The sequence below is a fragment of the Acinetobacter kookii genome (assembly GCF_900096895.1).
GTDB lineage: Bacteria > Pseudomonadota > Gammaproteobacteria > Pseudomonadales > Moraxellaceae > Acinetobacter > Acinetobacter kookii.
Genome location: NZ_FMYO01000003.1, coordinates 212,279 through 236,706, shown reverse-complemented (window position 1 = coordinate 236,706; position 24,428 = coordinate 212,279). Strand labels below are relative to the sequence as shown.

The 24,428-nt window shown below is 42.5% G+C and carries 23 protein-coding genes; 12 read left to right on the top strand and 11 right to left on the bottom strand.

Annotated elements, in window-relative coordinates:
* Positions 1-38: 38 nt before the first annotated feature.
* The 3 genes from BLP85_RS07255 to BLP85_RS07245 form a co-directional block, all read right to left on the bottom strand.
* A complete protein-coding gene (locus BLP85_RS07255; protein ID WP_092819446.1) occupies positions 39-1,193 on the bottom strand; it encodes a phospholipase A in 1,155 nt (384 codons plus the stop codon).
* A 29-nt stretch (positions 1,194-1,222) separates the two neighbouring features.
* Complete coding sequence (locus tag BLP85_RS07250) at positions 1,223-4,162, bottom strand: insulinase family protein (RefSeq protein WP_092819445.1); 2,940 nt, start codon at positions 4,160-4,162, stop codon at positions 1,223-1,225.
* Positions 4,163-4,534: 372 nt separating this feature from the next.
* Positions 4,535-4,984, bottom strand: a complete 450-nt coding sequence (locus tag BLP85_RS07245) for a GNAT family N-acetyltransferase (protein WP_092819444.1) — start codon at positions 4,982-4,984, stop codon at positions 4,535-4,537.
* 136 nt (positions 4,985-5,120) lie between these two features.
* On the opposite strand from BLP85_RS07245, the gene BLP85_RS07240 reads away from it, so the two are divergent.
* The 3 genes from BLP85_RS07240 to BLP85_RS07230 are packed head-to-tail and all read left to right on the top strand — an operon-like array spanning position 5,121 to position 7,086.
* Positions 5,121-6,125 (top strand): adenosine kinase, encoded by a 1,005-nt coding sequence (locus BLP85_RS07240; RefSeq protein ID WP_092819443.1) that lies wholly within the window; start codon positions 5,121-5,123, stop codon positions 6,123-6,125.
* A gap of 14 nt (positions 6,126-6,139) precedes the next feature.
* Entirely contained in the window at positions 6,140-6,451 is a 312-nt protein-coding gene (locus BLP85_RS07235) for a Rieske (2Fe-2S) protein (protein ID WP_171259680.1), read from the top strand.
* Between the two features lie 17 nt (positions 6,452-6,468).
* A complete protein-coding gene (locus tag BLP85_RS07230) occupies positions 6,469-7,086 on the top strand; it encodes an OB-fold-containig protein (RefSeq protein WP_092819507.1) in 618 nt (205 codons plus the stop codon).
* Between the two features lie 75 nt (positions 7,087-7,161).
* On the opposite strand, the gene BLP85_RS07225 is transcribed toward BLP85_RS07230, so the two are convergent.
* On the bottom strand, positions 7,162-7,806 hold the full coding sequence (locus BLP85_RS07225) for a YidB family protein (RefSeq protein WP_092819441.1): 645 nt from the start codon (positions 7,804-7,806) through the stop codon (positions 7,162-7,164).
* A gap of 97 nt (positions 7,807-7,903) precedes the next feature.
* Positions 7,904-8,374, bottom strand: a complete 471-nt coding sequence (locus BLP85_RS07220) for a DUF6231 family protein (RefSeq protein WP_092819440.1) — start codon at positions 8,372-8,374, stop codon at positions 7,904-7,906.
* Positions 8,375-8,408: 34 nt separating this feature from the next.
* Between BLP85_RS07220 and BLP85_RS07215 the strand changes: the two genes are divergently transcribed.
* Positions 8,409-9,281 (top strand): DUF2797 domain-containing protein, encoded by an 873-nt coding sequence (locus BLP85_RS07215; protein ID WP_092819439.1) that lies wholly within the window; start codon positions 8,409-8,411, stop codon positions 9,279-9,281.
* 60 nt (positions 9,282-9,341) lie between these two features.
* Here the strand turns inward: BLP85_RS07215 and BLP85_RS07210 are convergent, their stop codons facing one another.
* The 3 genes from BLP85_RS07210 to BLP85_RS07200 form a co-directional block, all read right to left on the bottom strand.
* A complete protein-coding gene (locus tag BLP85_RS07210; RefSeq protein ID WP_092819438.1) occupies positions 9,342-11,210 on the bottom strand; it encodes a SurA N-terminal domain-containing protein in 1,869 nt (622 codons plus the stop codon).
* Between the two features lie 131 nt (positions 11,211-11,341).
* Positions 11,342-11,614, bottom strand: coding sequence for an HU family DNA-binding protein (locus tag BLP85_RS07205; RefSeq protein ID WP_004651791.1), 273 nt, complete (start codon positions 11,612-11,614; stop codon positions 11,342-11,344).
* 159 nt (positions 11,615-11,773) lie between these two features.
* Positions 11,774-12,241 (bottom strand): phasin family protein, encoded by a 468-nt coding sequence (locus BLP85_RS07200; protein WP_092819437.1) that lies wholly within the window; start codon positions 12,239-12,241, stop codon positions 11,774-11,776.
* A gap of 190 nt (positions 12,242-12,431) precedes the next feature.
* On the opposite strand from BLP85_RS07200, the gene BLP85_RS07195 reads away from it, so the two are divergent.
* From BLP85_RS07195 to fdx, 8 genes are all read left to right on the top strand, one after another.
* Positions 12,432-13,079, top strand: coding sequence for a hypothetical protein (locus tag BLP85_RS07195; protein WP_092819436.1), 648 nt, complete (start codon positions 12,432-12,434; stop codon positions 13,077-13,079).
* A 112-nt stretch (positions 13,080-13,191) separates the two neighbouring features.
* Positions 13,192-13,665 carry an Rrf2 family transcriptional regulator gene (locus BLP85_RS07190; RefSeq protein ID WP_086197843.1) on the top strand — a complete coding sequence of 158 codons (474 nt, stop codon included), beginning with the start codon at positions 13,192-13,194 and terminating at the stop codon, positions 13,663-13,665.
* Between the two features lies 1 nt (position 13,666).
* The gene (locus BLP85_RS07185) at positions 13,667-14,884 is read left to right on the top strand and encodes an IscS subfamily cysteine desulfurase (protein WP_092819435.1); all 1,218 of its coding nucleotides are present in this window, start codon (positions 13,667-13,669) and stop codon (positions 14,882-14,884) included.
* 105 nt (positions 14,885-14,989) lie between these two features.
* Positions 14,990-15,376 carry a Fe-S cluster assembly scaffold IscU gene (iscU, locus tag BLP85_RS07180; RefSeq protein WP_092819434.1) on the top strand — a complete coding sequence of 129 codons (387 nt, stop codon included), beginning with the start codon at positions 14,990-14,992 and terminating at the stop codon, positions 15,374-15,376.
* Between the two features lie 38 nt (positions 15,377-15,414).
* Positions 15,415-15,735, top strand: coding sequence for an iron-sulfur cluster assembly protein IscA (gene iscA / locus BLP85_RS07175; protein ID WP_086196349.1), 321 nt, complete (start codon positions 15,415-15,417; stop codon positions 15,733-15,735).
* A gap of 105 nt (positions 15,736-15,840) precedes the next feature.
* Positions 15,841-16,356: a Fe-S protein assembly co-chaperone HscB gene (gene hscB, locus BLP85_RS07170; RefSeq protein WP_092819433.1), complete on the top strand. Its 516-nt coding sequence runs from the start codon at positions 15,841-15,843 to the stop codon at positions 16,354-16,356.
* Positions 16,357-16,397: 41 nt separating this feature from the next.
* Entirely contained in the window at positions 16,398-18,260 is a 1,863-nt protein-coding gene (gene hscA / locus BLP85_RS07165) for a Fe-S protein assembly chaperone HscA (RefSeq protein ID WP_092819432.1), read from the top strand.
* A gap of 13 nt (positions 18,261-18,273) precedes the next feature.
* Positions 18,274-18,612 carry an ISC system 2Fe-2S type ferredoxin gene (fdx, locus tag BLP85_RS07160; protein ID WP_092819431.1) on the top strand — a complete coding sequence of 113 codons (339 nt, stop codon included), beginning with the start codon at positions 18,274-18,276 and terminating at the stop codon, positions 18,610-18,612.
* Between the two features lie 70 nt (positions 18,613-18,682).
* Here fdx and BLP85_RS07155 read toward each other — a convergent pair whose 3' ends face one another.
* From BLP85_RS07155 to mfd, 3 genes are all read right to left on the bottom strand, one after another.
* Positions 18,683-20,143 carry an adenylate/guanylate cyclase domain-containing protein gene (locus BLP85_RS07155; RefSeq protein ID WP_092819430.1) on the bottom strand — a complete coding sequence of 487 codons (1,461 nt, stop codon included), beginning with the start codon at positions 20,141-20,143 and terminating at the stop codon, positions 18,683-18,685.
* 65 nt (positions 20,144-20,208) lie between these two features.
* Complete coding sequence (locus tag BLP85_RS07150) at positions 20,209-20,643, bottom strand: HIT domain-containing protein (RefSeq protein ID WP_092819429.1); 435 nt, start codon at positions 20,641-20,643, stop codon at positions 20,209-20,211.
* Between the two features lie 233 nt (positions 20,644-20,876).
* The gene (gene mfd, locus BLP85_RS07145) at positions 20,877-24,335 is read right to left on the bottom strand and encodes a transcription-repair coupling factor (protein WP_092819428.1); all 3,459 of its coding nucleotides are present in this window, start codon (positions 24,333-24,335) and stop codon (positions 20,877-20,879) included.
* Between the last annotated feature and the right edge of the window lie 93 nt (positions 24,336-24,428).

Genomic DNA, 24,428 nt, shown 5'->3' with positions numbered 1-24,428 from the left:
AACCACTCATAAAGAGTGGTTTTTTAAGCATCAGTGATTTAGTACCAATTCATCAAGGACACACCCAAACCGACATACGTCGCACGATGGTTATAATCAATCAGGCTTTCACCATAGCCATCAAACAACTGGAAATGACCACGCAATTTACCGCTAATCGGGAATGCCCAGTCAAACTGCGCTGCCCCATGCGCATCATTACCGCCTTTCAGCGAGTGACGCAGCATCAGCGAAAACTCATGATCATTCTTGCGGTAGAATGCAGTTAAATCACCACGCCCCATATAGTTTTTAATATCCGGGTTATTATCGTCTTTTGCATTTTCTTCAATGCGATACCAGGGACGTAACATCAATGCAAAGTTGTCCCGCTCCAAACCGATATTAAAGATCATGCGGTTCCAGCTACGCGATAAAGGATCGGCACGACCATTGGACTGATGGTTAAAGGTCACACCCAGCAAACGTGCATTTAAGCCCAAAATTTCATAATTGGTACGAAAAACCAGACTGGCTTCAGGTTCATAGTTGGTTTCACGGAAAGGACGCGAAGCATCTGCATTATAGACCTGCCAGCGTGATGACTGGGTATAACCCAGCCAGACATCACCATTATCCCCAAACAGGTTTTCTACTGCTTTGGTTTTTAAAGACAGCTGGAACTTGGCTTCCATCGATTTCAGGTTTTGCTCATCACCTAGCTGTACCGTGTTGTTTTCATTCGGACTGGAAGGACGTTCATTTTTGTCCGAAGTCCAGAATCCTGGCAGTAAATAAACCGGCTGGTGCGCACGAATATTCCAGGTTCCAAGCTTGCTTTCAGGTGACAGCTCCCAACGCTTGTCCAGCAAGGACGTATTGGGATCAATTTTTGGCCCCTCAACCGCAAATATGTTACTTACACCATGACTGATTTTATCTTTTATCGTTTCCGGTTCAGTCGGTGCAGGTGCGATTTGATTGGCTGCCTGACGTTCAGACACCAGTGCCATTTTTTCTGTCTCCGGCACTTTGAACAAGGTGTCATAACAGGCCAGACGATCCGCATTGGATTCTAAGGCGACACATGCTTCCGGACTTGCGGGAGTAATCAATGATTGTGGGGTTTGTGCATGAATATTCGTCACATACAAAGAACTGAGCATGATCATGCTCAGTTGCAGCGTAGTGCGTTCAAACATTTTGAACGCCATAGGGTCTTACCTCAAATGATGTTTTTTTATTAGTTCACTTGTTTAATATCAAAACCAAGTTCAAGCAGCGCTTCACGTTTTGCCACAGGTGCAACCACCGCTTTCACCGGTTTTTGCTGAACCAGATATTGTTCTGCAACCCGTTTCAGATCATCCAGAGTTACAGCAAGTAAACGTGCACGTAATTGCTTGCGCACCGCAGGTGTACGTGCATGCAATAATGCATAGCAGGCAGTAATCGCCTCACCGGCAGGAGAACCCGGTTTATCCATGCTCGCAATTAAGCCCAAAATTGCTTCTTCAAGTTGATGCGGTTTGTGTTCACTATTCAACAACCACTGGATACTGGCATCAAAGTCCTTAAAAGTCTCTGCCAGGCGCGGATCACGATAGCTATAGAAACGGAACGAGCAGGCATTGCCGTCGTAGCTTGCGCCACCGCCGTAAGCCCCACCTTTTTCACGAATTGCACTGTGCAAAAAGCCATTGCGTAAATAAGCTGCCAACACCATAAGAGGTGCAGCATCGGGATGAGACATTTCTACCGCAGGATAAGCCGCCGCACAGAATTGGACATTGGCCTGAATCAGCCATGCTTCGTCAAGATTGCTATTTTCTGTGATGATTTGCGTTAATTCTACTGGAGTTTGATCCACACTCAATTTATCCCAAACCGTCTGGATTTCTTCAATCAGACGATCGGACTGCTGTTCTTCACACACCAGCAGGAATTGTTTGGGTGCCTGTAACAGCAGACGATGAATGGCTTTTAATTCCGCGATTAACGCCTCATAAGCAGCTTCATCAGTTTCAATTTTATTCACCAGATTACCTAACCAGTTCAGCGCTCCCAAACCGGTATTCTGATAGTCACGTTGTGCCAAGGCACTGTGGTTACGTCCTGCAATTTGCATGGCATAACTATGCCCCGAACCAGAAATACGTGAAGTCCAGCGTGTTTTACGTTGCTGCAATAATTCAATAATGCGATCTTTCTCATCAAAACGCAGCTGTTCAAATGCCAGTTTCAACAGGCGGATGGCTTCAAAATTATTTACCAGCGATTTGGTGGTCAAGGTGAGCCAAGCACTAATCTTGTTTTTATCATCAATTTTTGAACGTAAAGATGCACCCATCCCCACGCCACCACTCACTGCAGTTTGCAGTTGTTGCAGTTCCAGATAGTCGTACTCGCCCGCACCGACTTCACCCAGCAAAATTGACAGTAAATTGAAATATGGCGACTGAACCACCTGATTCGGAATTTTGACCAGCACCTGCTGATAGTAAATGCCATTGGTCCCGGCATGATACAAATTCAAAGGCGTATCCAGGTTATTGCTGATAATTTCACGCAATTGACCTTGTACGATGTGCAAATCTGCAGGAACGTCTTCCAGACCGACTTTTGGCAACAGGTTCAAATCATCCGGCGAATCTTGACGTTCTTTTAAGGCTTCGGTTTGCTTGATAATTTCCGCTTTTTGCTCATCCGTCAGTTTGGCACCAATGGCAGCCAGACGCGCTTTTTCCGCTTCAGCTTCTCTTGCCGACTTGGTTGCATCAGGCACCAAAGTCATTTGTACACGATGGGGATTATCCAGCAGATATTCTTGAATCAGGTTCGACAACCACATTGGGTCTTTGAGTTCTTCTTTCACCTGTTCAATGGCTGTATCGACATCCCAGACCTGAATTGGATCGCTATGATGAATCACGCTGCTTAATCCATTTAAAATCAAGCTTAAACCGTAAGGCATGCCATCGCCATTGATTTCACGCTGATGCAATTCAATCTGATGCAAAATGGCATCGACCATTTCAGTGTCGACCGGTTTGGAAGCCACTTCTTCAAGCACCTTAAACACACCGTCTTTAAATTCCTGGGCATGTTCAGGATTTGAACCTTGTACACCACAGAAGAAAGTCATTTCAAAGTTGGAATCATCCACGCCCATAATTGGACCGGTCGACTGGGCATAACCACAGGTTTCCAGATAATGACGCAAAGGCGAAGCTGAATCTTCCAGCAAAATTCCTTCAACCAGGCGCATCCCCAAGCGTAATTTAATATCGCTGGCTTGCGGCAACAGCCATGCAATCACGTGATAGGTTTTATCCTTCAAGTCTTCCGCATCTACCGCATAGGTTTCTGTGACTGCAAGCGGTGCAGTTAAACGGGTTTCGGGCGTTGAATGCAGGGTTTGGCCTTTTTCAAATTTAGACAAGGCTAAAGTTTCAAACTGTTCCTGCAAGTAATAAGCCGACTCATTGCCAAAAGTCATAAATACCGCATTACTTGGATGGTAATGTGATTTATAGAAATTAACTAACTCTGGGTAAGTTAAGTCCGGAATATCCTTGGGATCCCCACCAGAATTGTAATGATAGGTGGTATGCGGAAATAAATGGTGCGCCAGTTGATGATAGAGCTGATCTGAAGGAGAACTCATGGCCCCTTTCATTTCATTAAACACCACGCCTTTATAGACCGGTTCGCCATTTTCCAGCTCAATGCGAATCCCTTCCTGGGCAAAATCCAGTTCATTCAAGTTCGCAGCAAAAGCGGCATCCAGATACACTTCCAGCAGGTTCTGAAAATCTTTTTTGTTTTGCGTCGCGAAAGGATAAGCGGTCCAGTCCGCTGAAGTGAACGCGTTCATAAAGGTATTGAGTGAACGGCGAATCATCAGGAAGAATGGGTCACGAACCGGAAATTTTTCAGAACCGCAGAGTGCGGTATGTTCTAAAATATGCGCCTCGCCTTTTGAATCCATCGGCTGGGTACGAAACGCCACCAGAAAGACATTTTCATCCAGATCGCTGGCCAGATGATAATGTATGGCCCCCGTGACTTTATGCTGATATTCTGACACCCGAATATCTAGGGCTTCAACATGGTGTTGACGTATCAACTGAAACGCAGGATGAACAGTTTGAGAAATGGTTTCAGTGACATCTACAGTCATGTGATCTCCAACATTTACATATTTATAAGATGGTTTTGATTATACCTGAATATTGCACCATTTGAATTTGTACTGTTACGAAATTCCAAGCATTTTAGTCCAGTTTTAAGAACGTCATAGTTTAAGCAAAGAAGCACAATTTTTTAATGTAACCTGATTAAAAATGAATTCTGGCTAGGACTCATTCCGTATTTAAAATCAGTGCAAAACAAAGCTATCCACACAATCAACAAGAGATTGAATTGAAATAATTTTTAATTATTTTTGTAGACTGGTATCAGCAAAATAAAAAGCTTTTAAATTAATAAATTGCTTCAGCATGACACCATCAAGCCCACCTGGACTAAACAGTGTCATAGTCAAAGACCAAAACTAGATCAGATATTTGAAATAACTATAGTTGGGATGATTCTCTACAAACACATAGTTTTGTTTTTGATAGAAATGTGCTGCATTTTTGGTGTCGGTATTCAGGCACAGGGCTGAAAAGTTGGCACGAGCCTCTTTTTCCAGCTGTTGTAACAGTTGTTTGCCTACACCATGCTTGCGATATTCAGGCAAGACATAAAAACGACGTACCCGGCCAATCCGGCTATCTATTTCGTTTTCATTCCATTGCTGGTTTAAACCGCCACAAGCCACAAGCTTGTCATCATGATAGCCCAACAACAGGAATTCACCCGGTTGATCAAACCTGTTCTTGCCACTTTCAAACTCTTCAATCAATCGATCAACAAACTGAAATCCTTCTTGCTGTGCCTGCTTGGCTAATTCCTTGATTTGTTCAGGTAATTGTTCAGCTTTATCAATCGTGATATTCATCTAACCTTCCTTATTCTGTCCTATAGGGTATTTTGAACGAATAAATTGACTATATATTGAATTTTATTCATCAATCTACAGCAATCATGAGCATTGGTGTAAACTTAGCGTTTTAATTTAAATGTGAATGAAAGACATGACAACTGTTGATCTTTTTGCAATTGGTAATGCATTAATCGACCAAGAATTTAAAGTCTCTGACGATTTCCTGATTCAACAAAATTTGCAAAAAGGCACTATGCAGTTGACTGATGGTGAAACGCAAGCAAATTTATATAATAATTTAAAAGAAACACAACTATACAAAGGTCAAGCCTCGGGTGGGTCTGCCGCAAATACCACCGTTGCTTTTAGTGCCTTGGGCAGCACTGCATTTTATGCTTGCCGCGTAGGCAACGACGAACTTGGTCAGATTTATCTGAAAGGTTTAAACGAAGCAGGTATTCAAACCGCCGAGCAATCCGTCAGTGAAGGTGTGACAGGTACCTGTATGGTTCTGGTGAGTCCGGACTCTGAACGCACCATGCAAACTTACCTCGGCATTACCGCTGAACTGAGTGAAGCTCAAATTAATTTTGAACCTTTAAAAACCGCAAAATGGCTGTATATTGAAGGCTATTTGTCCACCAGCGATACTGCACGTCAAGCGGTTAAACAGGCCCGTGCAATTGCAAAAGCACATGGGGTAAAAATTGCCTTAACCCTTTCTGATCCTGCAATGGTGCAGTATGCACGTCAAGGTCTGGATGAGCTTTTGGATGATGGCGTGGATTTATTGCTGTGCAATTATCATGAAGCTTTAATGTACACAGAAACCGATTCAATTGAAGCAGCACTGGCTAAATTGCAACTAAAAAGCAAATACACTGTCATTACATTGTCAGCTGAAGGTGCCTTAATTTCCGATTCTGAACAAACCTTGAAAGTTCCAGGCCGTAAAGTGACTGCGGTAGATGCCAATGGTGCCGGTGATGCCTTTGCAGGCGCATTCCTGTATGCATTGAATGCAGGCTTAAGCCTTAAACTGGCTGCTGAACTTTCAATCCTGATTTCAAGTGAAGTGGTTTCACAGTTTGGCCCGCGCCTGAGTGTAGAAAGTTACGCAGAATTATTAAATAACTTTCAGAAGGAATGTGCATAATGATTAAAATTGCCATGATGGAAGAGATTCCTGAACGTGAAGCACGTTCATACGAAACGCCAAATGGTGACAATATTTTCATTACCCAGCGTGACGGCTCATTCTATGCCTATCAGAATCTCTGTCCTCACTTGCAGGTCGAGCTGGAATTTCTGGAAAACCAGTTTCTAGACCGTGATCAGGAATATATTGAATGCTCCACGCATGGAGCCCTGTTTCTGGTTGAAACCGGTGAATGTGTTTCTGGTCCCTGCCAGGGGCAATCACTTGAAAAAGTTGAAATTACCGTGCATTCTGATGGTGGAATTTACCTGAAAGAAGAATAAACCCAATGGAATTTGCCATGCTTGAGTTTCTACAAGACTATAACTTGATCCCGTTTCATTTAAGTTTATTGGCCTTAATTGTACTCAGCATGGCAGAAACCATTGGCTATTATTTTAACATTCGCCCGACCGAGTTTCTAAAAACGCTTTCACCAAAGAAACTGACTGACTCACCACTGCTCAACGTCAAATTCTCCAAAACACTGATTGTGGTGTTTTTACTCATGAACTTCAGTTTTGCAGGCTATTTTCTGCAACTTTGCGTATTTGCACAACAGAAGGCATTCTTGCCTGCTTATTATCTGATGATCCCGGCGCTGATCATTGCGGTGTTTTTCACTGTATTTATGATTCATTGCCTTGACCAGGTCATCAAGCCGACACTGACCAAGCAACAGGTCAGTCTACTGGGACGTTTGGCGACCATTTCCAGTGGCAATGCCCGTCCGGGATTTTCCGCACAGGCACGGGTACGGGACAGTTTTGGACAATTACATTATGTACAGGTTGAGCCTGAATTTGGTGAACTGGAATTTCAATCGCAGATTATTTTGATTCGCCTAAAAAAGTCCCACTATATTGCTAAAAAAATTTCCAAATCCAATAATTTATTTAACATGGAAAATCATCAGTAGCATTTATTTAGCATAGGCTATTTTATTTTAAATGCTTAACAACCAGCTGAGCCAGCCACTCAGCCGGTTAAAATCTTAACGTTTCAAAAAGCCGGACACCAGGTTCATCACCTGCTGAATATCAGCATTGGCTTCCTGCTTATTGGTTTGTTCGCCTTGAGGCGTCAGTGAATCAATAATTTGCGGCAAGACTTTTGAAATCGCAGCGTAAATATCCTGTTTGGGTACGTGGGTTTCCTGTGCGACCTGCTCGACTTCCTGATCATCAAACAGACCCTGTACCTGCTGCTGGTCCACACTGGCATTTTCACCTGGACCTGTAGAAACCCAATCATCCACCTGGCGACTGAGTCCCATACCTTTTAGTTTATCCAGCGCACCCTGCAAACCGCCTTGCTTCTGAATCCAGGCAAGCACCAAAGGAAGCACCGCAATCAATAAGGTCTTACCTACATTACTTCGCTGTTGGTTGTACTGAGGTTGCTGATTTTGTTGACCACTCAAATGTCCCAGCACTGATCCCAAAATTCCGCCCAACCCACCTTGTTGTCTTTGCTGGTTCTGCTGGTTTTGTTGTTGACTTTGCTGAGTATCATTCGCACTCATCTGGCCAAATACCGAAGCTAAAATATCTCCTAAACCACCCTGCCGTGATTGTTGCTGATTGCCACCTAAAGCCTGTTTAGCCAGCATTTCAACAATATTACTAAGATTCGTCATCGCACTATCCTTTTATGAGCCTAATAAAAGAATACGATGCTTTGAACGTAATAAATAAATCGCTATTGTTAAAATTTGCAATGACAACAAACAATTATTACCAGCGAAATTTATTCCAGTTTTCAGGGTTTGCCCAGAATTTGGAGTTAAACCAGTCAGGCACATGTTTATAGGTTAAAATATTGAATTGCCACAGTGCAAAATCACTGTCATGACGGGTTTTATCAATCAGCTGGGTAAAACCCAAGGCACGCAACAATTTTTCATCCTGTAATCGACTGACCACAACAATTCGTTTTGCCATCAGGTCACGTAATCTCACTAACAGCTGAGACTTCTGCACATCAGAAAGTAGCGCCAACTCTTGTGCATCCATCACCACAAAACCCAGATCATATCGCTGGGTAAAAGGCAGATTTAAAAACTCAGTTACGTTAAAATAGTGCCATTGAATTGATTGATTATTGTCGTATTGTGCAAGATTTTGACCAATACATAATGCAGTTTGGATAGGCTGTTCCTGAGATAAATCGTCTAGCATTGAAGTAATGACATTTTGTTCAGCCATAACTGCATCCTTATTATTGAAGAGAGTATTCTGTATGGAACTACAAGGCATTTGCCATAAAATGCATGCAGGTCTTAAGGACCTTAGTGTAACTGATCAACATACACACAAGGCAAATGTTGAATATAAATTTATTCTAGATCGTTCAGAAGTTGACCTGCCATTCAATTTAGGCCAGGAAATTGAAATCGAATGGACCGGCAATATCTACTGTGTATCCTGTGGTAGCAAAACCAGTAAATCCTTTTCACAGGGTCACTGCTTTAAATGTTTCAAAACCAAAGCATCCTGTGACATGTGCATTATGAAACCGGAAACCTGTCATTATCATCTCGGGACTTGCCGCGAAGATAGCTTTGCTCATGATGTGTGCTTCCAGCCGCATATTGTTTATCTGGCCAATTCAAGTGCATTAAAAGTCGGCATCACCCGTCTTGGACAAATGCCAACGCGCTGGCTGGACCAGGGTGCAACCCAGGCTTTGCCGATTATGAAAGTAGGTTCCCGCCGTCTCTCAGGCCAACTGGAAATTATGTTTGGCACTCAGGTTGCAGACAAGACGGATTGGCGCAAACTACTCAAAGGCGAAGCTGAACCGCTCAATTTAATAGAAGTGCGTGAACAGCTGATAGAAGAATTTGCACCGAAAATTCAAACCATTCGGGATGAATTTAGCCAGAACCTCGAATTTAACGAAACAATTGAAGTCATGGAAAATGAGCTGCCACGCGAGTTTGTTTATCCGGTCGAGCAATATCCCGAAAAAATCAAGTCACACAATCTGGATAAAACACCGATTATTCGTGGCAAATTACTGGGTATTAAAGGACAATATCTAATCTTGGATACCGGTGTCATTAATATCCGCAAATATTCAGGCTATGAACTGAAAATACGTGCTGAATAAGCTTCAATTCAGCCATAAAAAAACCTGCGTTAACGCAGGTTTTTTTTATTTCACTTAAGATTACTTAATCTTCGCATGTGACTTTAGATATTGCGTGTAATCATCCAGTTCCTGCTGACCACGAAGCTGTTGATACAACTTGGACAATTCACCCAACTGTTCATTGGTTAAGGCATTCGAAGTTGTCTTGTTCACATTTGATACAGCAACCACCACCAATTCATTAGGCAAAGAAGCAGTCGTGACTGACCACATGCCTGCTTTCGGTGCCGGAACACTGAATGCCGCACGTTCAATCTCACGTTTTAGGCCTTGTGAACGGGTAAATACACCAGCATTTTCAAAAGTAATCTGACTTTGTGCCACAACGCTAACAGCTGGTTGTGATTTAAAGTTATTCAATGCGGTCTGGATTTTCGCTTTCGCTGCATCACTTGCTTTCTGTTCGATGAGTTTTGCTTTTACACGTGGTGTTGCTTCAGCCAAAGTCTGCACACCAGCCGCATGATAATTACGTACTTTTACCCAAACAGTATTGCCATTTGCCATTTGAATGCTGCTAGATGCATTGCGATCGCCATTTTTCACATCATCATTAAACAGCTTGACCTTGACATTGGCATCGCTCAGTACAGGATGCTGTGTAGCCAGGGTCATACCTTTCACAGACTGAACCGTTACACCTTTAACTTCCTGCGCCACCACATCTAGCGCATCGCTCCCTACAACCAGCTCATTCAGGCTATTTACAGCATCCGAGAATGAATTTGCGGCTTTATTCTTTTGCAACTCAGCCAGCAAGCGCGGTTTTTCAGTCTCAAATGAAGGCAACTTCATTGCAGCGGCTTCGGTTTCAATTAAATGATAACCATACTGGGTTTTAACCGGTGCTGAAACTTGTGCGGGTTTTAAAGAAGCTACGCTTTGATCAAATGCATCACCAAACACGCCTTTTGCATAGGCTTCTACCACACCACCCTTAGATTTCGATTCAGTATCATCCGAATACTGTGCTGCAGCTTGGGCAAAAGACATGCCTGCTTTAATTTTTGCAGCGACCTCATTGGCTAATTTTTTCGCCTCAGCGTCCGAACGGGTGTCTGCCGTAATTAAAATATGTTTGACCAATGGCTTAACATTCTGCTTTTGCGCATCAACAAATGCATTATAAGCTTGCTGCAATTCAGCATCTGTCACTTGAGTATTGGCAGGTGCAACATCAGCAGGCGTAAGCACAACGTAGTCCACATCTACACTTGCAACCTGCTTAAACGCATTTTGATGCTTGTTGTAATAAGCTGCTATTTCTTGCGGTGTGACTTTGATATTTTTCTTGTATTCATCCAGTTTAATGCTGGCAAGATGCAAGGTGCGTTGTTCAGTTTGCAAGTTGGCAATTTGCTGAATATCAAGCTTGCTCACCAATGCATAGTCCATAAATGTTGAAGTCAACATTTTCAAGGCATGGTCTTTACGCAAGTTGGCAATCAAAGCCTGACTGGTCATGCCAACTGAACGCAAATAATTTGAGTATAAGGCTTCAGAAAATTTACCGTTTTCCTGGAAGCTTGGTTGCTGGGCAACCATCTGTTCAATTTGTGCATCACTTAATGAAATGCCCAGCTCTTCTGCCTGCTGTAACAACAAGGTTCGAGCGACCAGACTATCCATCGCCTTGTTTTCAATGAAAGATTGATTCAGTAAAGTTTCGTCGCCGTTGGCATAAGCCAAATATTGTTCTTTAAATGTTTGGGTCAGCGACTCCAATTCTTTTTTAGAAATTTCCTGGCCATTCACCAGTTTTGCTGTGTCTTCTGACTTACCACCACTAAAATATCCTTCAATACCTACAAGTGCTAAAGGGGTCAAAAACAAAATGAGCAACACTTTGCCCAACCAGCCCTTAATAACTTTACGAAAAGATTCCATAAGTATTCCAATATTTTATTTCTGGGGGATTTTACCCGAAAACCTCAGCTGAATGAATGTGTTCACACTGTAAATCGGCATTATTAATAAAAAACGCGCCTATAGGGCGCGTTTATCGGCTTTAAGAAAGATTAAGCTACAGAATCTTTTAAACCTTTACCTGCTTTAAAGCTTGGTACTTTGCTTGCTTTAATTTCTAAAGCTGCGCCAGTTTGCGGGTTACGACCTGTACGTGCCGCACGTTCTTTAACGTTGAATGTACCAAAACCAACAAGTGTAACAGTATCACCAGATTTAAGTGCTTCAGTAATTGAAGCAATTGTTGCATCTAAGGCTTTACCTGCATCAGTCTTAGACAATCCCCCTTTCTCTGCAATTGCATCGATTAATTCTGATTTATTCATGAAGATTACGTCCTCTTAATATCGTTTATTTAAGGTCTAAGGATTCCATAACACCTTTATATCAATGCTTTGGGGCAAAACGCAATACTCTCAATCAGCTTTTCTATAAAATAATTGCGAAAAAAATTGTTGAAAAATGCAGAAAAACTAAAAAAAGTTTCATTTTTGTAACATTTGTGCCTTTAACTGCTTATTTTCTTCAATCAAAAAATCGACTTTATTATGGAGTTGTAACATGAGACTTTCTAAATGTTGAATATCTTTTACGGTAACCAGACCAATTCTGTTTAAAGAGTGGTTAACACTATGGTCAATGAGTTTTTCGACCTTGTCTTTAGTATCGCTCACCGATTCTTTGGCTTTTACCGAAACTTTTTCTACGGTTTGATCGGCAATTTCAGACGTCTTGGATTCCAGTTCTTCACCGACCTTGACTAAAGAGTCAAAGAGTTTGTTGCCTTCCTCTTCCGCACGCGAAAAAGCCCCCAGGCCAGCAAGCCATATCTGCTGAGTATATTTACGAAAATCCAGACCCGATTTACGACCTGAACGTGATTTATTCTTTGTTTTATCAGTATTTTCATTTTTTAGTTGATCAATCTCTTGATCTTTTATTGATTTATCCATTCAGCCAATCTCCTGCTTATTTTCCATACAACTTAAATATAATTACTCAAAAAATACAGCTATAATAACAAATTAAATACTTGATCGATTTGCTAAACTGTTCTACAAAGCAAGATTAATATATTTGTTGATAAGTCCTGAAACACATTTTCGAGCATGGGATGCTCCTTTCAGGTAAGGATTAAGTTTTATGAGTGAATCGCAACAAGGTCAAAAACAACCGCATTTGTTGCTCACAATGACCATGATTGTTTTAGAGACAATCTTTACCTTCATCTTAAAACATGATCGGGTCGTTGGCTTGCAGGCTAAAAAATTTATAGATCAAAAAATAACCATTAAAATTAATAGCTATTTACCTTATTTTGATTTTTATGTGGTTTTTACTGAACACGGCATACTCTTTGACACCAAGGCACCAGCAAAAGTAGTCGATTTGGATATTCGCACCACGCTTATGGATTTAATCAAAGTATTTGTCTTTGGCAATCGACGCAGCATCAAAAAAATGCGTATTGATGGTGACAGTACCTTAAAGGATGAGTTTCGCGATTTAGCCTTGCTGTTCAGCTTTCCAAAAGTTTTATCTGACTGGAAACAGTGGCTTAGCGAACCCACTGATGAACAGGAGATTATTGCTTCCAAAAAACGTATTGCTCCCCTATTAGAAAAAATTGATCAACAACGTTCAAAGATCAATACCTTAGAGGTAGAAGTTAAACAATACAAGAATCGTATTCGTCGCATGCAGCAAAAACAAAAAAGAATGAATATCGCTTTTAGTCTAACTATCGTGCTATTAGTTGCGTTATTAGTGTATAATTGGTGGATTGTATAAATATATAATTTTCCTATAAAACAAAATAAGTTAAAGCCCCACAAAAAAACTTGACTATTTTAGTCAGGATTCATAAAATCGACACATCTAGTCTTAATATGTGTATCGAATCATGCGTCTTACTACTCGCGGTCGTTACGCAGTGACTGCTCTACTTGATTTAGCTTTGCAGCCAACTGAACAAACGATCACGCTTGCTGAAATTGCAGCTCGTCAAACTATTTCTGTGGCTTATCTTGAGCAGTTATTTGCGAAATTAAAGCGCCACGGCTTAGTTTCTAGTGTTCGTGGAGCCAACGGTGGTTATCATCTGGCACGTAACGCTGAAGAAATCACAGTATTAGAAATTATTGAAGCTGTAAACGAAACAGTTGACGCAACGCGTTGTGACCATAAAGGTAACTGCCAAAATGGTGCAATGTGCTTGACTCATGATTTATGGCAAGAACTCTCCCACCACATTGCCGATTATTTAGCAAAAATCACCCTTGCTGACCTGGTAGCACGCGACAACGTTCAAACCGTTGCAATTCGCCAAAATACAGCATCATTTGATTCAGCCCTTTTATCGGTTACAGGTATTTGACATGAAACGTCCGATTTATCTTGATTATGCAGCAACCACTCCTGTAGACCCACAAGTTGCAGAACGCATGATGGAGTGCTTAACTTTCGACGGTACTTTCGGTAATGCTGCATCTCGTTCTCATGCTTACGGTTGGCAGGCTGAAGAAAAAGTAGAATATGCACGTGAACAAGTTGCGAACTTGGTCAAAGCAGATCCACGCGAGATCGTTTGGACTTCAGGTGCTACGGAATCTGATAACCTGGCACTGAAAGGTGTGGCTCAATTTTATGCCTCTAAAGGCAAACACATCATTACAAGTAAAATTGAACATAAAGCAATTTTAGATACTTGCCGTGAATTAGAAGCAGAAGGTTTCGAAATTACTTATCTTGAACCACTGCCTCAAACAGGTTTAATTACTCCGGAAATGGTTGAAGCAGCAATTCGTCCAGATACCATTCTTGTGTCCCTGATGATGGTGAACAACGAAATTGGTACCATCACTGACGTTGCAGCGATTGGTGAAATTACTCGTGCCAAGAAAATTTTCTTCCATGTGGATGCGGCTCAGGCTGCAGGTAAGGTAGAAATTGATCTTTCAACTTTAAAAGTTGATTTAATGAGTTTCTCTGCGCACAAGATTTATGGCCCTAAAGGTATCGGCGCATTATTTGTTCGCCGTTCACCACGTGTCCGCCTTAAAGCACAAATGCATGGTGGCGGTCATGAACGCGGCATGCGCTCAGGTACACTTGCAACTCACCAAATTGTAGGTATGGGTGAAGCATTTGAACTTGCAGGCAAAAACCTTGAAGCCGAACAAAAACGTCTACGTGTACTGCGTGACAAATTATGGAATGGTCTACAAGGTTTAGAACAAGTGTTCTTAAACGGCCATCCAACTCAAAACGTTGCAAACTATCTCAATGTCAGCTTTAACTTCGTTGAAGGCGAATCATTGATGATGGCCCTGAAAGATGCAGCTGTATCTTCTGGTTCAGCATGTACTTCTGCAACGCTTGAACCGTCTTATGTACTTCGTGCACTTGGTCTTTCTGACGAGCTTGCCCACAGTTCAATCCGTTTCAGCTTCGGTAAATACACCACTGAAGAAGATATCGATCATGTTCTTGAAATCACTAAAGCTGCTGTTGAGAAATTGCGTGAACTTTCTCCGCTTTGGGATATGTATAAAGAAGGTATCGACCTTTCAACAGTTGAATGGGCTGAACACTGATTCATGTCCTGGAGATAGCTTTAAAATTTAAAGCTATCTCGTTGATAAACGTAATTTCACCCCCATATTAATCTTAAGGCTGACCCCGAGGTTTGGAGAAGCATCATGGCTTATAGCGAAAAAGTAATTGATCATTACGAAAACCCTCGTAATGTTGGCGTTTTAGACAAAAATGCTGAAAATGTTGGTACAGGTATGGTCGGTGCACCGGCTTGTGGTGATGTCATGCGTCTTCAAATTCAAGTGAATGATGAAGGTGTGATTGAAGAAGCACGTTTTAAAACTTATGGTTGTGGTTCTGCGATTGCCTCTAGCTCGCTTGTAACTGAATGGCTAAAAGGTAAAACCCTGGACGAAGCTCAAGCGATCAAGAATATCGATATCGCGAACGAACTGGCTCTTCCTCCAGTAAAAGTACACTGCTCTGTACTGGCTGAAGATGCAATTAAAGCTGCTGTTGAAGATTACCGCAGTAAAAAAACAAAAGCTTAAGTGTTTCAAGTTTTTGATGAAAAATTAACGGAGTTTTCATGATCCATTTAACTGAAAATGCTGCAACTCATATCAGCAATTACCTAAAGAATCGTGGTAAGGGTGAAGGCATTCGCGTTGGTGTGAAAACTTCAGGCTGCTCTGGTTTGGCTTATGTACTCGAATTCGTGGATGAAGTCGATACACATGACCAGATGTTTGAGCAGTTTGGTGTTAAGGTTTTCGTTGACCCGAAAAGCCTGGTTTATCTTGAAGGTATGGAGATGGACTACGTGAAAAACGGTCTCAATGAAGGCTTCGAATTTAACAACCCCAATAAAAAAGGCGAATGTGGCTGTGGTGAATCTTTCACCGTTTAAACACTCCATTGTCTCTCTTTTGGTGATTAAAACAGTGTAAAATGCACTGTTTTAATTGCATTTATAGCAGTCACTTTTGCATATCTATCGTGGATCCTGTCTCCCATGAATCATTTTGAGCTGTTCAACCTCCCTGTAGCACTCGATATTGATTTAGCAGCCTTAAAAACTGAATTTTTGAAGTTGCAGCAACAATATCATCCAGATAAAGCCGAAGAAAAAGATCAGGCCCTGATTAAATCGAGCGAGATCAATCAGGCATTCAAAGCTTTATCCAATGTTGATAGCCGCGCTGCCTATCTCTTGAGTCTAAAAAAACAGGATTATCACCTGGATCAGTCGATCAGTGATTTTGAATTTCTTCAGGATGCGCTGGAAATTCGTGAACAGCTCGACGATGCTGCATCTGCCGACGACCTGCAATCTTTAAAAGTTGAAGTCCAGCAATGGATTGACGGTTTAGTCCGTGAATTCAAAATCGACTATGACGATGAGGACTGGGGCGAAGCCCGTGATACCGTGCGTAAATTGCGTTTCTTTGTGAAAGTGATGGCTGACATCGACAAAGCTGAAGATCGTTTCCTGGATGACGACAGCTTTGATTTAGATGATGATTTTTAATTTGATTTTATTTTTAATTTTAGTTCTAAGGATGTAACACAATGGCTCTCTTGCAAATTGCAGAACCCGGTCAATCAAGTGCACCGCATGAACACCGCATTGCCATTGGTATCGACCTGGGTACGACGCATTCATTGGTTGCCACGGTACTTTCAGGTCAAGCCAAAGTCCTCAACGACGAACAAGGTCGCGTGTTACTTCCGTCCATTGTTCACTATAGCCATAACAACACGCATTATGGTGATGAAGCCAAGCCTTTTATTACCACAGATCCCAAAAATACCATTGTTTCAGTAAAACGTTTTATGGGGCGTTCCAAAGCGGACATTAAATTTCAACACCCTTATACCTTGGTGGGTGAAGACAACCAGATGCCTGCTTTTGAAACTGCACAAGGCCGTAAAACACCTGTGGAGATTTCAGCAGAAATTTTAAAACAGCTGAAAGACCGTGCAGAAGAAAGTTTAAAAAATGAAGTGAATGGTGCCGTGATTACGGTTCCAGCCTATTTTGATGAGGCACAACGTCAGGCAACACGGGATGCTGCACAACTGGCGGGTCTGAATGTTTTACGTCTACTCAATGAACCCACTGCCGCGGCTGTAGCTTATGGTCTGGATCAGGAAACCAATTTAGCTCACGATCAAAACTATGTGATCTATGACCTGGGTGGCGGTACTTTTGACGTATCAATCCTGCGTTTCTCACAAGGTGTTTTTGAAGTTTTGGCGACTGGCGGACATACTGCTTTAGGTGGTGATGACCTGGATCGCCTGATTGTGAAATGGGCTAAAAAACAGCTGAATATTGAAACCCTAGATGATGCCGAATATGCACATTTTATTGTTTCTGCACGTAAAGCCAAAGAAGCCTTGTCAGATGCCGACTCAGTTGAGCTGAAAGTATTAGATCAGGTTCTGAGTTTAGACCGTGCTACATTTGAGGACATCATTAAAGTGGCTTTGGATAAAACCATCAGCGTATGTAAGCGTGTGATGCGTGATGCCAAACTTGAGCTGGATGATATTAAAAATGTCGTGCTTGTGGGCGGGTCTACCCGTTCTTATGCAGTGCAAAAAGCGGTTCGTGAAGTCTTCAATCAGGAACCGCTATGCACAATTAACCCGGATGAAGTGGTTGCGATTGGTGCATCAATTACAGCGAATCAACTGATTGGCAATTCCAAAGATGGTTCTTTGTTATTGGACGTTACTCCGCTTTCTCTTGGTCTGGAAACCATGGGTGGTCTGGTTGAACGTTTAATCTCACGCAACACTGCCATTCCAGTCGCGCGTCGCCAGGAATTTACCACCTATCAGGATGGCCAGACCGCCATGCTGATTCATGTGGTACAAGGTGAACGTGATCTGGTGGAACATTGCCGTAGCTTGGGTCGCTTTGTCTTGCATGGCATTCCACCAATGACGGCTGGTCAGGCACGTATTGAAGTCACTTTCCAGGTTGATGCCGATGGCTTGTTGACTGTTTCGGCTAAAGAAACCACGTCTGGTGTACATGCGCAAATCGACATTAAACCTTCTTATGGTTTATCCGATGCCGATACCGAACGCTTACTGATTGACGGTTTCAAATATGCTGAAGAAGATAAGAACCTTCGTCATTTACAGGAAACCAAGGTTGAGGCAAAACGTGAACTGGAAGCGTTGGAACAAGCCCTGAAAGTGGATGCCCAGCTATTAACTGCTGAACAGTTAGCCTCATTGAATCAAGCCAAGGCTCAACTTGAGGCTCAACTCGAAACTACCGATATCAAAGCGATTGAACAGGCTGTAGAACAGCTTAAAATACACAGTGATGCTTTTGCTGCTGCACGTATGAATCAACATATTGATGCAGCCCTGAAAGGCACTAAACTTGATGACTGGTCAAACTCGGACAACTAAACAGGAAAAAATTATGCCACGTATTAAAGTTCTTCCACATGCGCAAATTTGCCCGAATGGTGCCGAGTTTGAAGTCGAACAGAATGCCAACCTGTGCGAAAGCCTGTTAAAAAATGGCATTAAGATTGAACATGCATGCGATATGTCCTGCGCATGTACCACGTGCCATGTCGTGGTTCGAAAAGGTTTTGACAGCCTTGAAGAAATGTCTGATGTTGAAGCAGATTTACTGGATCGTGCCTGGGGCTTGGAACCGGATTCACGTCTTTCATGCCAGGTAAAAATCGTGGATGAAGATCTAGAAGTGGAAATTCCAAAATATACCATTAACCATGCTTCAGAAAATCATTAAGATTTTAAACCATAAAAAACCACGCAATTGCGTGGTTTTTTCATCTTTAGACTGCATCTAAATTACGTTTTTAGTGATACTGCTCGTCTTTCTCATCTTCAACTACATCTTCCAGATTTAGCCGGACTATACCTTCTGAATTGGTCATTTTTTGCTGCTTTTCAATACGCTTGATCATCTTCTCCAGCACTTGAATCAATTCCGGATATTCATAGTTTTGAACTTCATCCAGATTCAGCAATAAATGGAAACCCTTGTACTCATAATCAAACCAGCGCTGATAATCCGATTTGCGCGAAGTATATTTTTCCATGACTTGCCAGGTCTTCACCGGACCTTGAATGCCTTTAAGCCGAATCGGTGCTTTAGGCGCACATAAATAATCATTTTTAATTAAATTATAGGTCTCATCAGAAATCAGGATTTCGTCGACTGCTGCTGCACTTTGCAGACGCGCGGCCAAATTGGCATCACGCCCCACAATGGTATATGCCATACGATGTGCTGCGCCATAGTTCCCTACGTGACAATATCCGGTACTGATCCCCATACGGATATGTAAGGCCGGATAGCCCATCTTGATCCAGCGCTCACGCAGCAGCTTCATTTGCTGACGCATATCGATCGCCATGTCCAGACAGGTTTTTGCATCTTGCTCCACACCTTGCGAGATAGGGTCACCAAAGAAAATCAGAATGGCATCCCCCATGAACTTGTCGACAGTCGCTTCATACTGCCTGGCAATTTCAGTCATATGACTTAAATAGTCATTCAGCAGGAAGGCTAAATCGTCTGGAATCAGGGTTTCTGAAAGCTCGGTAAAACCTTGAATATCTGAAAAGAAAATGGTCATTTTCTTACGTTTGTATTCAATTTTGGCTTCCGATTCCCCTTTCATGATTGACTGCCACAACTGCACTGGTGCATAGCGGCTCAGCTGATTTGCGAATTCCATATAACGATTCATTTGATCGTAATAATAGGTCCGGCGATTACTGATATGTTGAATCTGGCTGCTTTGGTAAAAACTGCCTACACCAAAAAAGGTGATTAAACAGATAAAACCTAATACGGTTAACTCACCGGTGGTTTGTTCAAAATACTCACCAAAACCAAAAATCAGAATATTACACAGATAAAAATTTGCGATTCCAATCAGGCTTGCCAATGACACCGCTAAAAATGAAATCTTGTTGGTAATTGCGGTATATAAAATGACAAATAGTGAAATAAAAGTCAGAACCAGGTTTAAATGAATGGCAGATAAAATAACCGAAATAACAACGACATCGGTAATAAACAACACACTGCGTTTTATATTGGAATTAAAGCGATACTGGAGCCAGTTCGATAATCTCGGTGTAACCAGAAAAACCAGCAGCAGGAAAAAAGGAATATAAATCTGATATTGGGTGTCAGAAGCCGTGTAATGGTAGACAATCACAAGTAAAGACAACATCATATATCCCATCAAGCGATGGAAATATTCAAATTGTCTGGGTTCTTTTCTAATCCAGTCGTCTAATGACACTCAATCACTCCTGATCCGAGTCTTTACACCATAAATTCCATACTATGGCTTTCAATAGGCAGGAATTAATCCATACGCCAGTCAAATGGCATATCACCCTGACCACGTAGTGCCAGCATCAAGGTTTGACGCATATGTGCAAGAACTTCATTGGTATAAGGAACTGCTGGAGTACCCCAGACCGGTTTTGGCCAAGCCACGTCATTCTGGTAACGCACGACATGATGAAAATGCAATTGTGGAACCATATTTCCAAGGGCTGCCACGTTCATTTTGTCTGCGCGAAATACGCGTGAAAGCTGACTCGATAACCAGCTAGATTCACGCAGGAACTGTTCCTGGTCAGCCTGACTTAATTCATATAACTCGCTCACGCCTGGTACGCGTGGAATTAATATGAGCCACGGAAATTGCATATCATTCATTAAACGACATGTTGACAGTGGAAAGTCGCCTACAAAAAAAGTATCTTGAGCAAGTTGTGGATGCAAACTAAACATATCTTTATAAATTATGCAAAATTAGAATGATGGCTAATACTATCACATACAATGGGACGTGAATATTCTATGCAATGTGTTTCATTACAAATAAACCACTATTTACAGCGAATACGTGAACATTCACGAATTTAATAAATTTCTTTAAAAAATCAAGCGCTTCATCGCACTATCTTTTAAAATCCGATCAAATTGCAAAGGGAATGCGTAAATATTATGCACTCCCTGTCAAATCAATGAATGTCTTTTAACAAACTGTCCATTAAATCGACAATAAACTGAATACGTTTTTGGTAATCTTCCAGCATAACCATGATTTTCAGGCGTTGCCCGCCATCCATACGGAAAAAGGTCGGATGTTTTTGCATCATTTGAATAATACTGATGGCTTGTACCGGTGTTTCGGGTGAAAATTCGATATGTCCACCATGAGAACCAATATCAATCTTGGTGATGCCCAGCTGCTCCGCTTTTAAACGGATTTGATGCACAGCAAACAGCTGCTTCACTGGCTGCGGCGGCACGCCAAACCGGTCAATCAGTTCCATCCGGATATTGTCGAGTTTTTCCTGGGTATCGGTATTACTGATGCGTTTATAGAACAATAAACGCTGATGCACATCCCCGAGATATTCATCTGGTATCAGGGCTGGCATATGCAGGTTGATTTCCGCAATGAGGGACAAGGGTGCATCGAAATTCGGGGTTTTGCCTTTTTGAATGGCTTTGGTGGCTTTTTCCAGCATTTCCATATACAGGCTATAACCAATGGCCTGCATCGAACCACTTTGCTGTTCGCCCAACAATTCACCCGCTCCGCGAATTTCCAGATCTTCGGTTGCCAACATGAAACCTGCGCCTAAATTGGATGCGCGCTGAATCGCATCCAGACGTTTTTCCGCATCCCCTTTTAGACCTTTAATGGAAGGTACCAGTAAATAGGCATAGGCTTGATGATGTGACCGACCAACACGCCCACGCAACTGATGCAACTGTGCCAGACCCAACTTGTCTGCACGCTCAATCAGAATGGTATTGGCATTGGGAACGTCAATCCCGGTTTCAATAATGGTGGAACAGACCAGCACATTGTATTCTTTGTGATAGAACTGCTGCATGACCTGTTCCAGTTCACGCTCCCGCATTTGTCCATGTGCCACTGCAACACGTGCTTCTGGCACCAGTTCACGGATATTTTCTGCGGTGCGTTCAATGGTATCCACTTCATTATGCAGGAAATACACCTGCCCACCACGCAGCAATTCACGCAAAATGGCTTCTTTAATCGATTCGCCAGTCTGCTCCTGCACAAAGGTTTTCACGGCCAGACGACGTGCAGGCGGTGTGGCAATAATCGATAAATCGCGCATCCCGCTAAAGGCCATATTCAGGGTTCGGGGAATAGGAGTCGCGGTCAGGGTGAGCATATCAACATCTGCACGCATGGCCTTAATCCGCTCCTTGTCACGCACGCCAAAACGGTGCTCTTCATCGACAATCATCAGCCCCAAATTTTTAAACTGGACATTTTCCTGCAAAATTTTATGGGTACCAATCACAATATCCACTTTACCTTCTGCCAGATCTTCAATGGTTTTCGTGTGTGATTTACTCGAACCAAAACGTGACAACACTTCTATGCGCACAGGCCAGTCAGCAAAACGGTCTTTAAATGATTCATAGTGCTGCTGTGCCAACAGTGTGGTCGGAACAAGAACCGCCACCTGTTTATTGTTCTGTACCGCCACGAATGCCGCGCGCATCGCAACCTCAGTCTTACCAAAACCGACATCGCCACACACCAGACGATCCATGGGTTTTGCCATTTGCATGTCGTGCAAAGTCGCTTCAATGGCATTGGCCTGATCCAGGGTTTCTTCATAGGCAAAGCCGCTGGCAAACTGCATATAAGGACTTTGTTCCAGTTCAAAGCTAAAGCCCGGTTTAGACTGGCGACGCGCCTGAATATGCAACAGTTCTGCTGCCACATCATGAATCTGTTCCAGCGCTTTACGTTTGGCCTTGTTCCAGGCATCGGTGCCCAATTTATGTAATGGCGCCAGATCAGGATCACCACCACTATAACGGCTGATCAGATGCAAGTTGGTGACCGGAACATAGACCTTGGCAGCGTCGGCATAATCCAGCTGTAAAAACTCATGTTCCTGATCATCAATATTCAGGGTAATCAGACCAGCATAACGCCCCACACCGTAATCGATATGGACCACCGGCGCACCAATACTGAGTTCAGTAAGGCTACGGATCAGGAACTCTTCTGAAACTTCCTGCTGACGCTTGCGGCGGCGCTGTACCACACGATGTTCATAAAGCTGGGTTTCCGAAATGACGCTGAGATGACCGGGAATCACCAGACCACGATCAAGTGGTGCACTGGTAATCGCGATTACATATAAGGATTTTCTAAACTCTGCAAAATTTTCTATATTCGGAATATCACCCAAAGCTGGACGTAAAGCATCTTTTAAGGTTTCACGCCGACCTGCACTTTCAGCGACCAGCAGGACTGGATGATTGGCAGCCTCAATATACTTTTTGACAGCAGAAAAAGGCTTTTCCTGTTTAGGCTCAACCGGTAAACGAGGAGGTGCTTCGGTATTGAGATTAATCACCCCGGCTTTTTCGACAAACTCTTCAGATGAAGCGATTATTCGTGCAAAGTGATTCAGCTGTTCCAATACCTGATTGGGCATCAGGAAAAGGTCTTCCGGCGGTAAAATGGGGTGGTCGACATTATGACGACGATCTTCATAACGGCGCAGTACATCATTCCAAAAATTGCTTAAACCTTCATCCAGATGCTTGTCTGTAATGACAATGCCATTCTTGGGTAAGTACGCCATGAGCGTGCTTTGGGTTTGCATCGCTTCTTTGCTGAAGAATAAAGGGAAATAAAACTCCAGTCCCGGCGATGCAATGCCTTCAAGTACATCCTGATAAAGCGGATTCTTTTTGGGATTTGCATGAGGAAAACTTTCAGCATAGCGGTCACGGAAGGTTGCCCGTCCTTCTTTAAGCGGAAATTCCTTGGCGGGCAATACAGAAAACTGTGGTAAGTTTTGAGTGGTTCTTTGGGTTTCAGGATCAAAAAATTTTAAGCTTTCAATTTCATCATCAAATAAATCGATACGGATGGGCGCGCTTTGACCAGACGCGTAAATATCCATAATGCTGCCACGCATGGCAAATTCACCATGATCATAAACGGTATCGACCAGATGATAACCGGCCTGAACCAAACGCAGTTTCTGCTGTTCCAGTTCAAATTTCTGTCCCACCTGAATATCAAAATGTTCACCCAGCAGCCATGAAGTCGGTGCGACACGCTGTACTAAAGTGGACGCAGATACAAGCAGCACCCCCTGCTTCGGCATATTGGATAAAATGGAAAGCCGTTCAGACACGATATCCTGATGCGGAGATAAACGGTCATAAGGCAGAATTTCCCAATCGGGGAAAATGGTGGGTTTAATCCCGTAAAATTCCAGTTCACTTTCCAACTGTCCCAAATGCTGATTATTTCTGGCAACAACAATGAACAATTGCTTACTTTGTGTGGCAATTTCTTTGAACAATAAAGCGGCCGAAGAGCCTTGCAAATTGCCGACCCAGCGTTTTTCGCCTGCCTTAAACTGTTGCAGATTTAATTGGGAAATTTCTTGTTGGAACATGTATATAGCTTTTGGTCTAAATGACATGGACCGTATATTAACATGGGTTTTTTCTTGGTTGAGTTATTTTTATATACAGCACAGGATTGCACC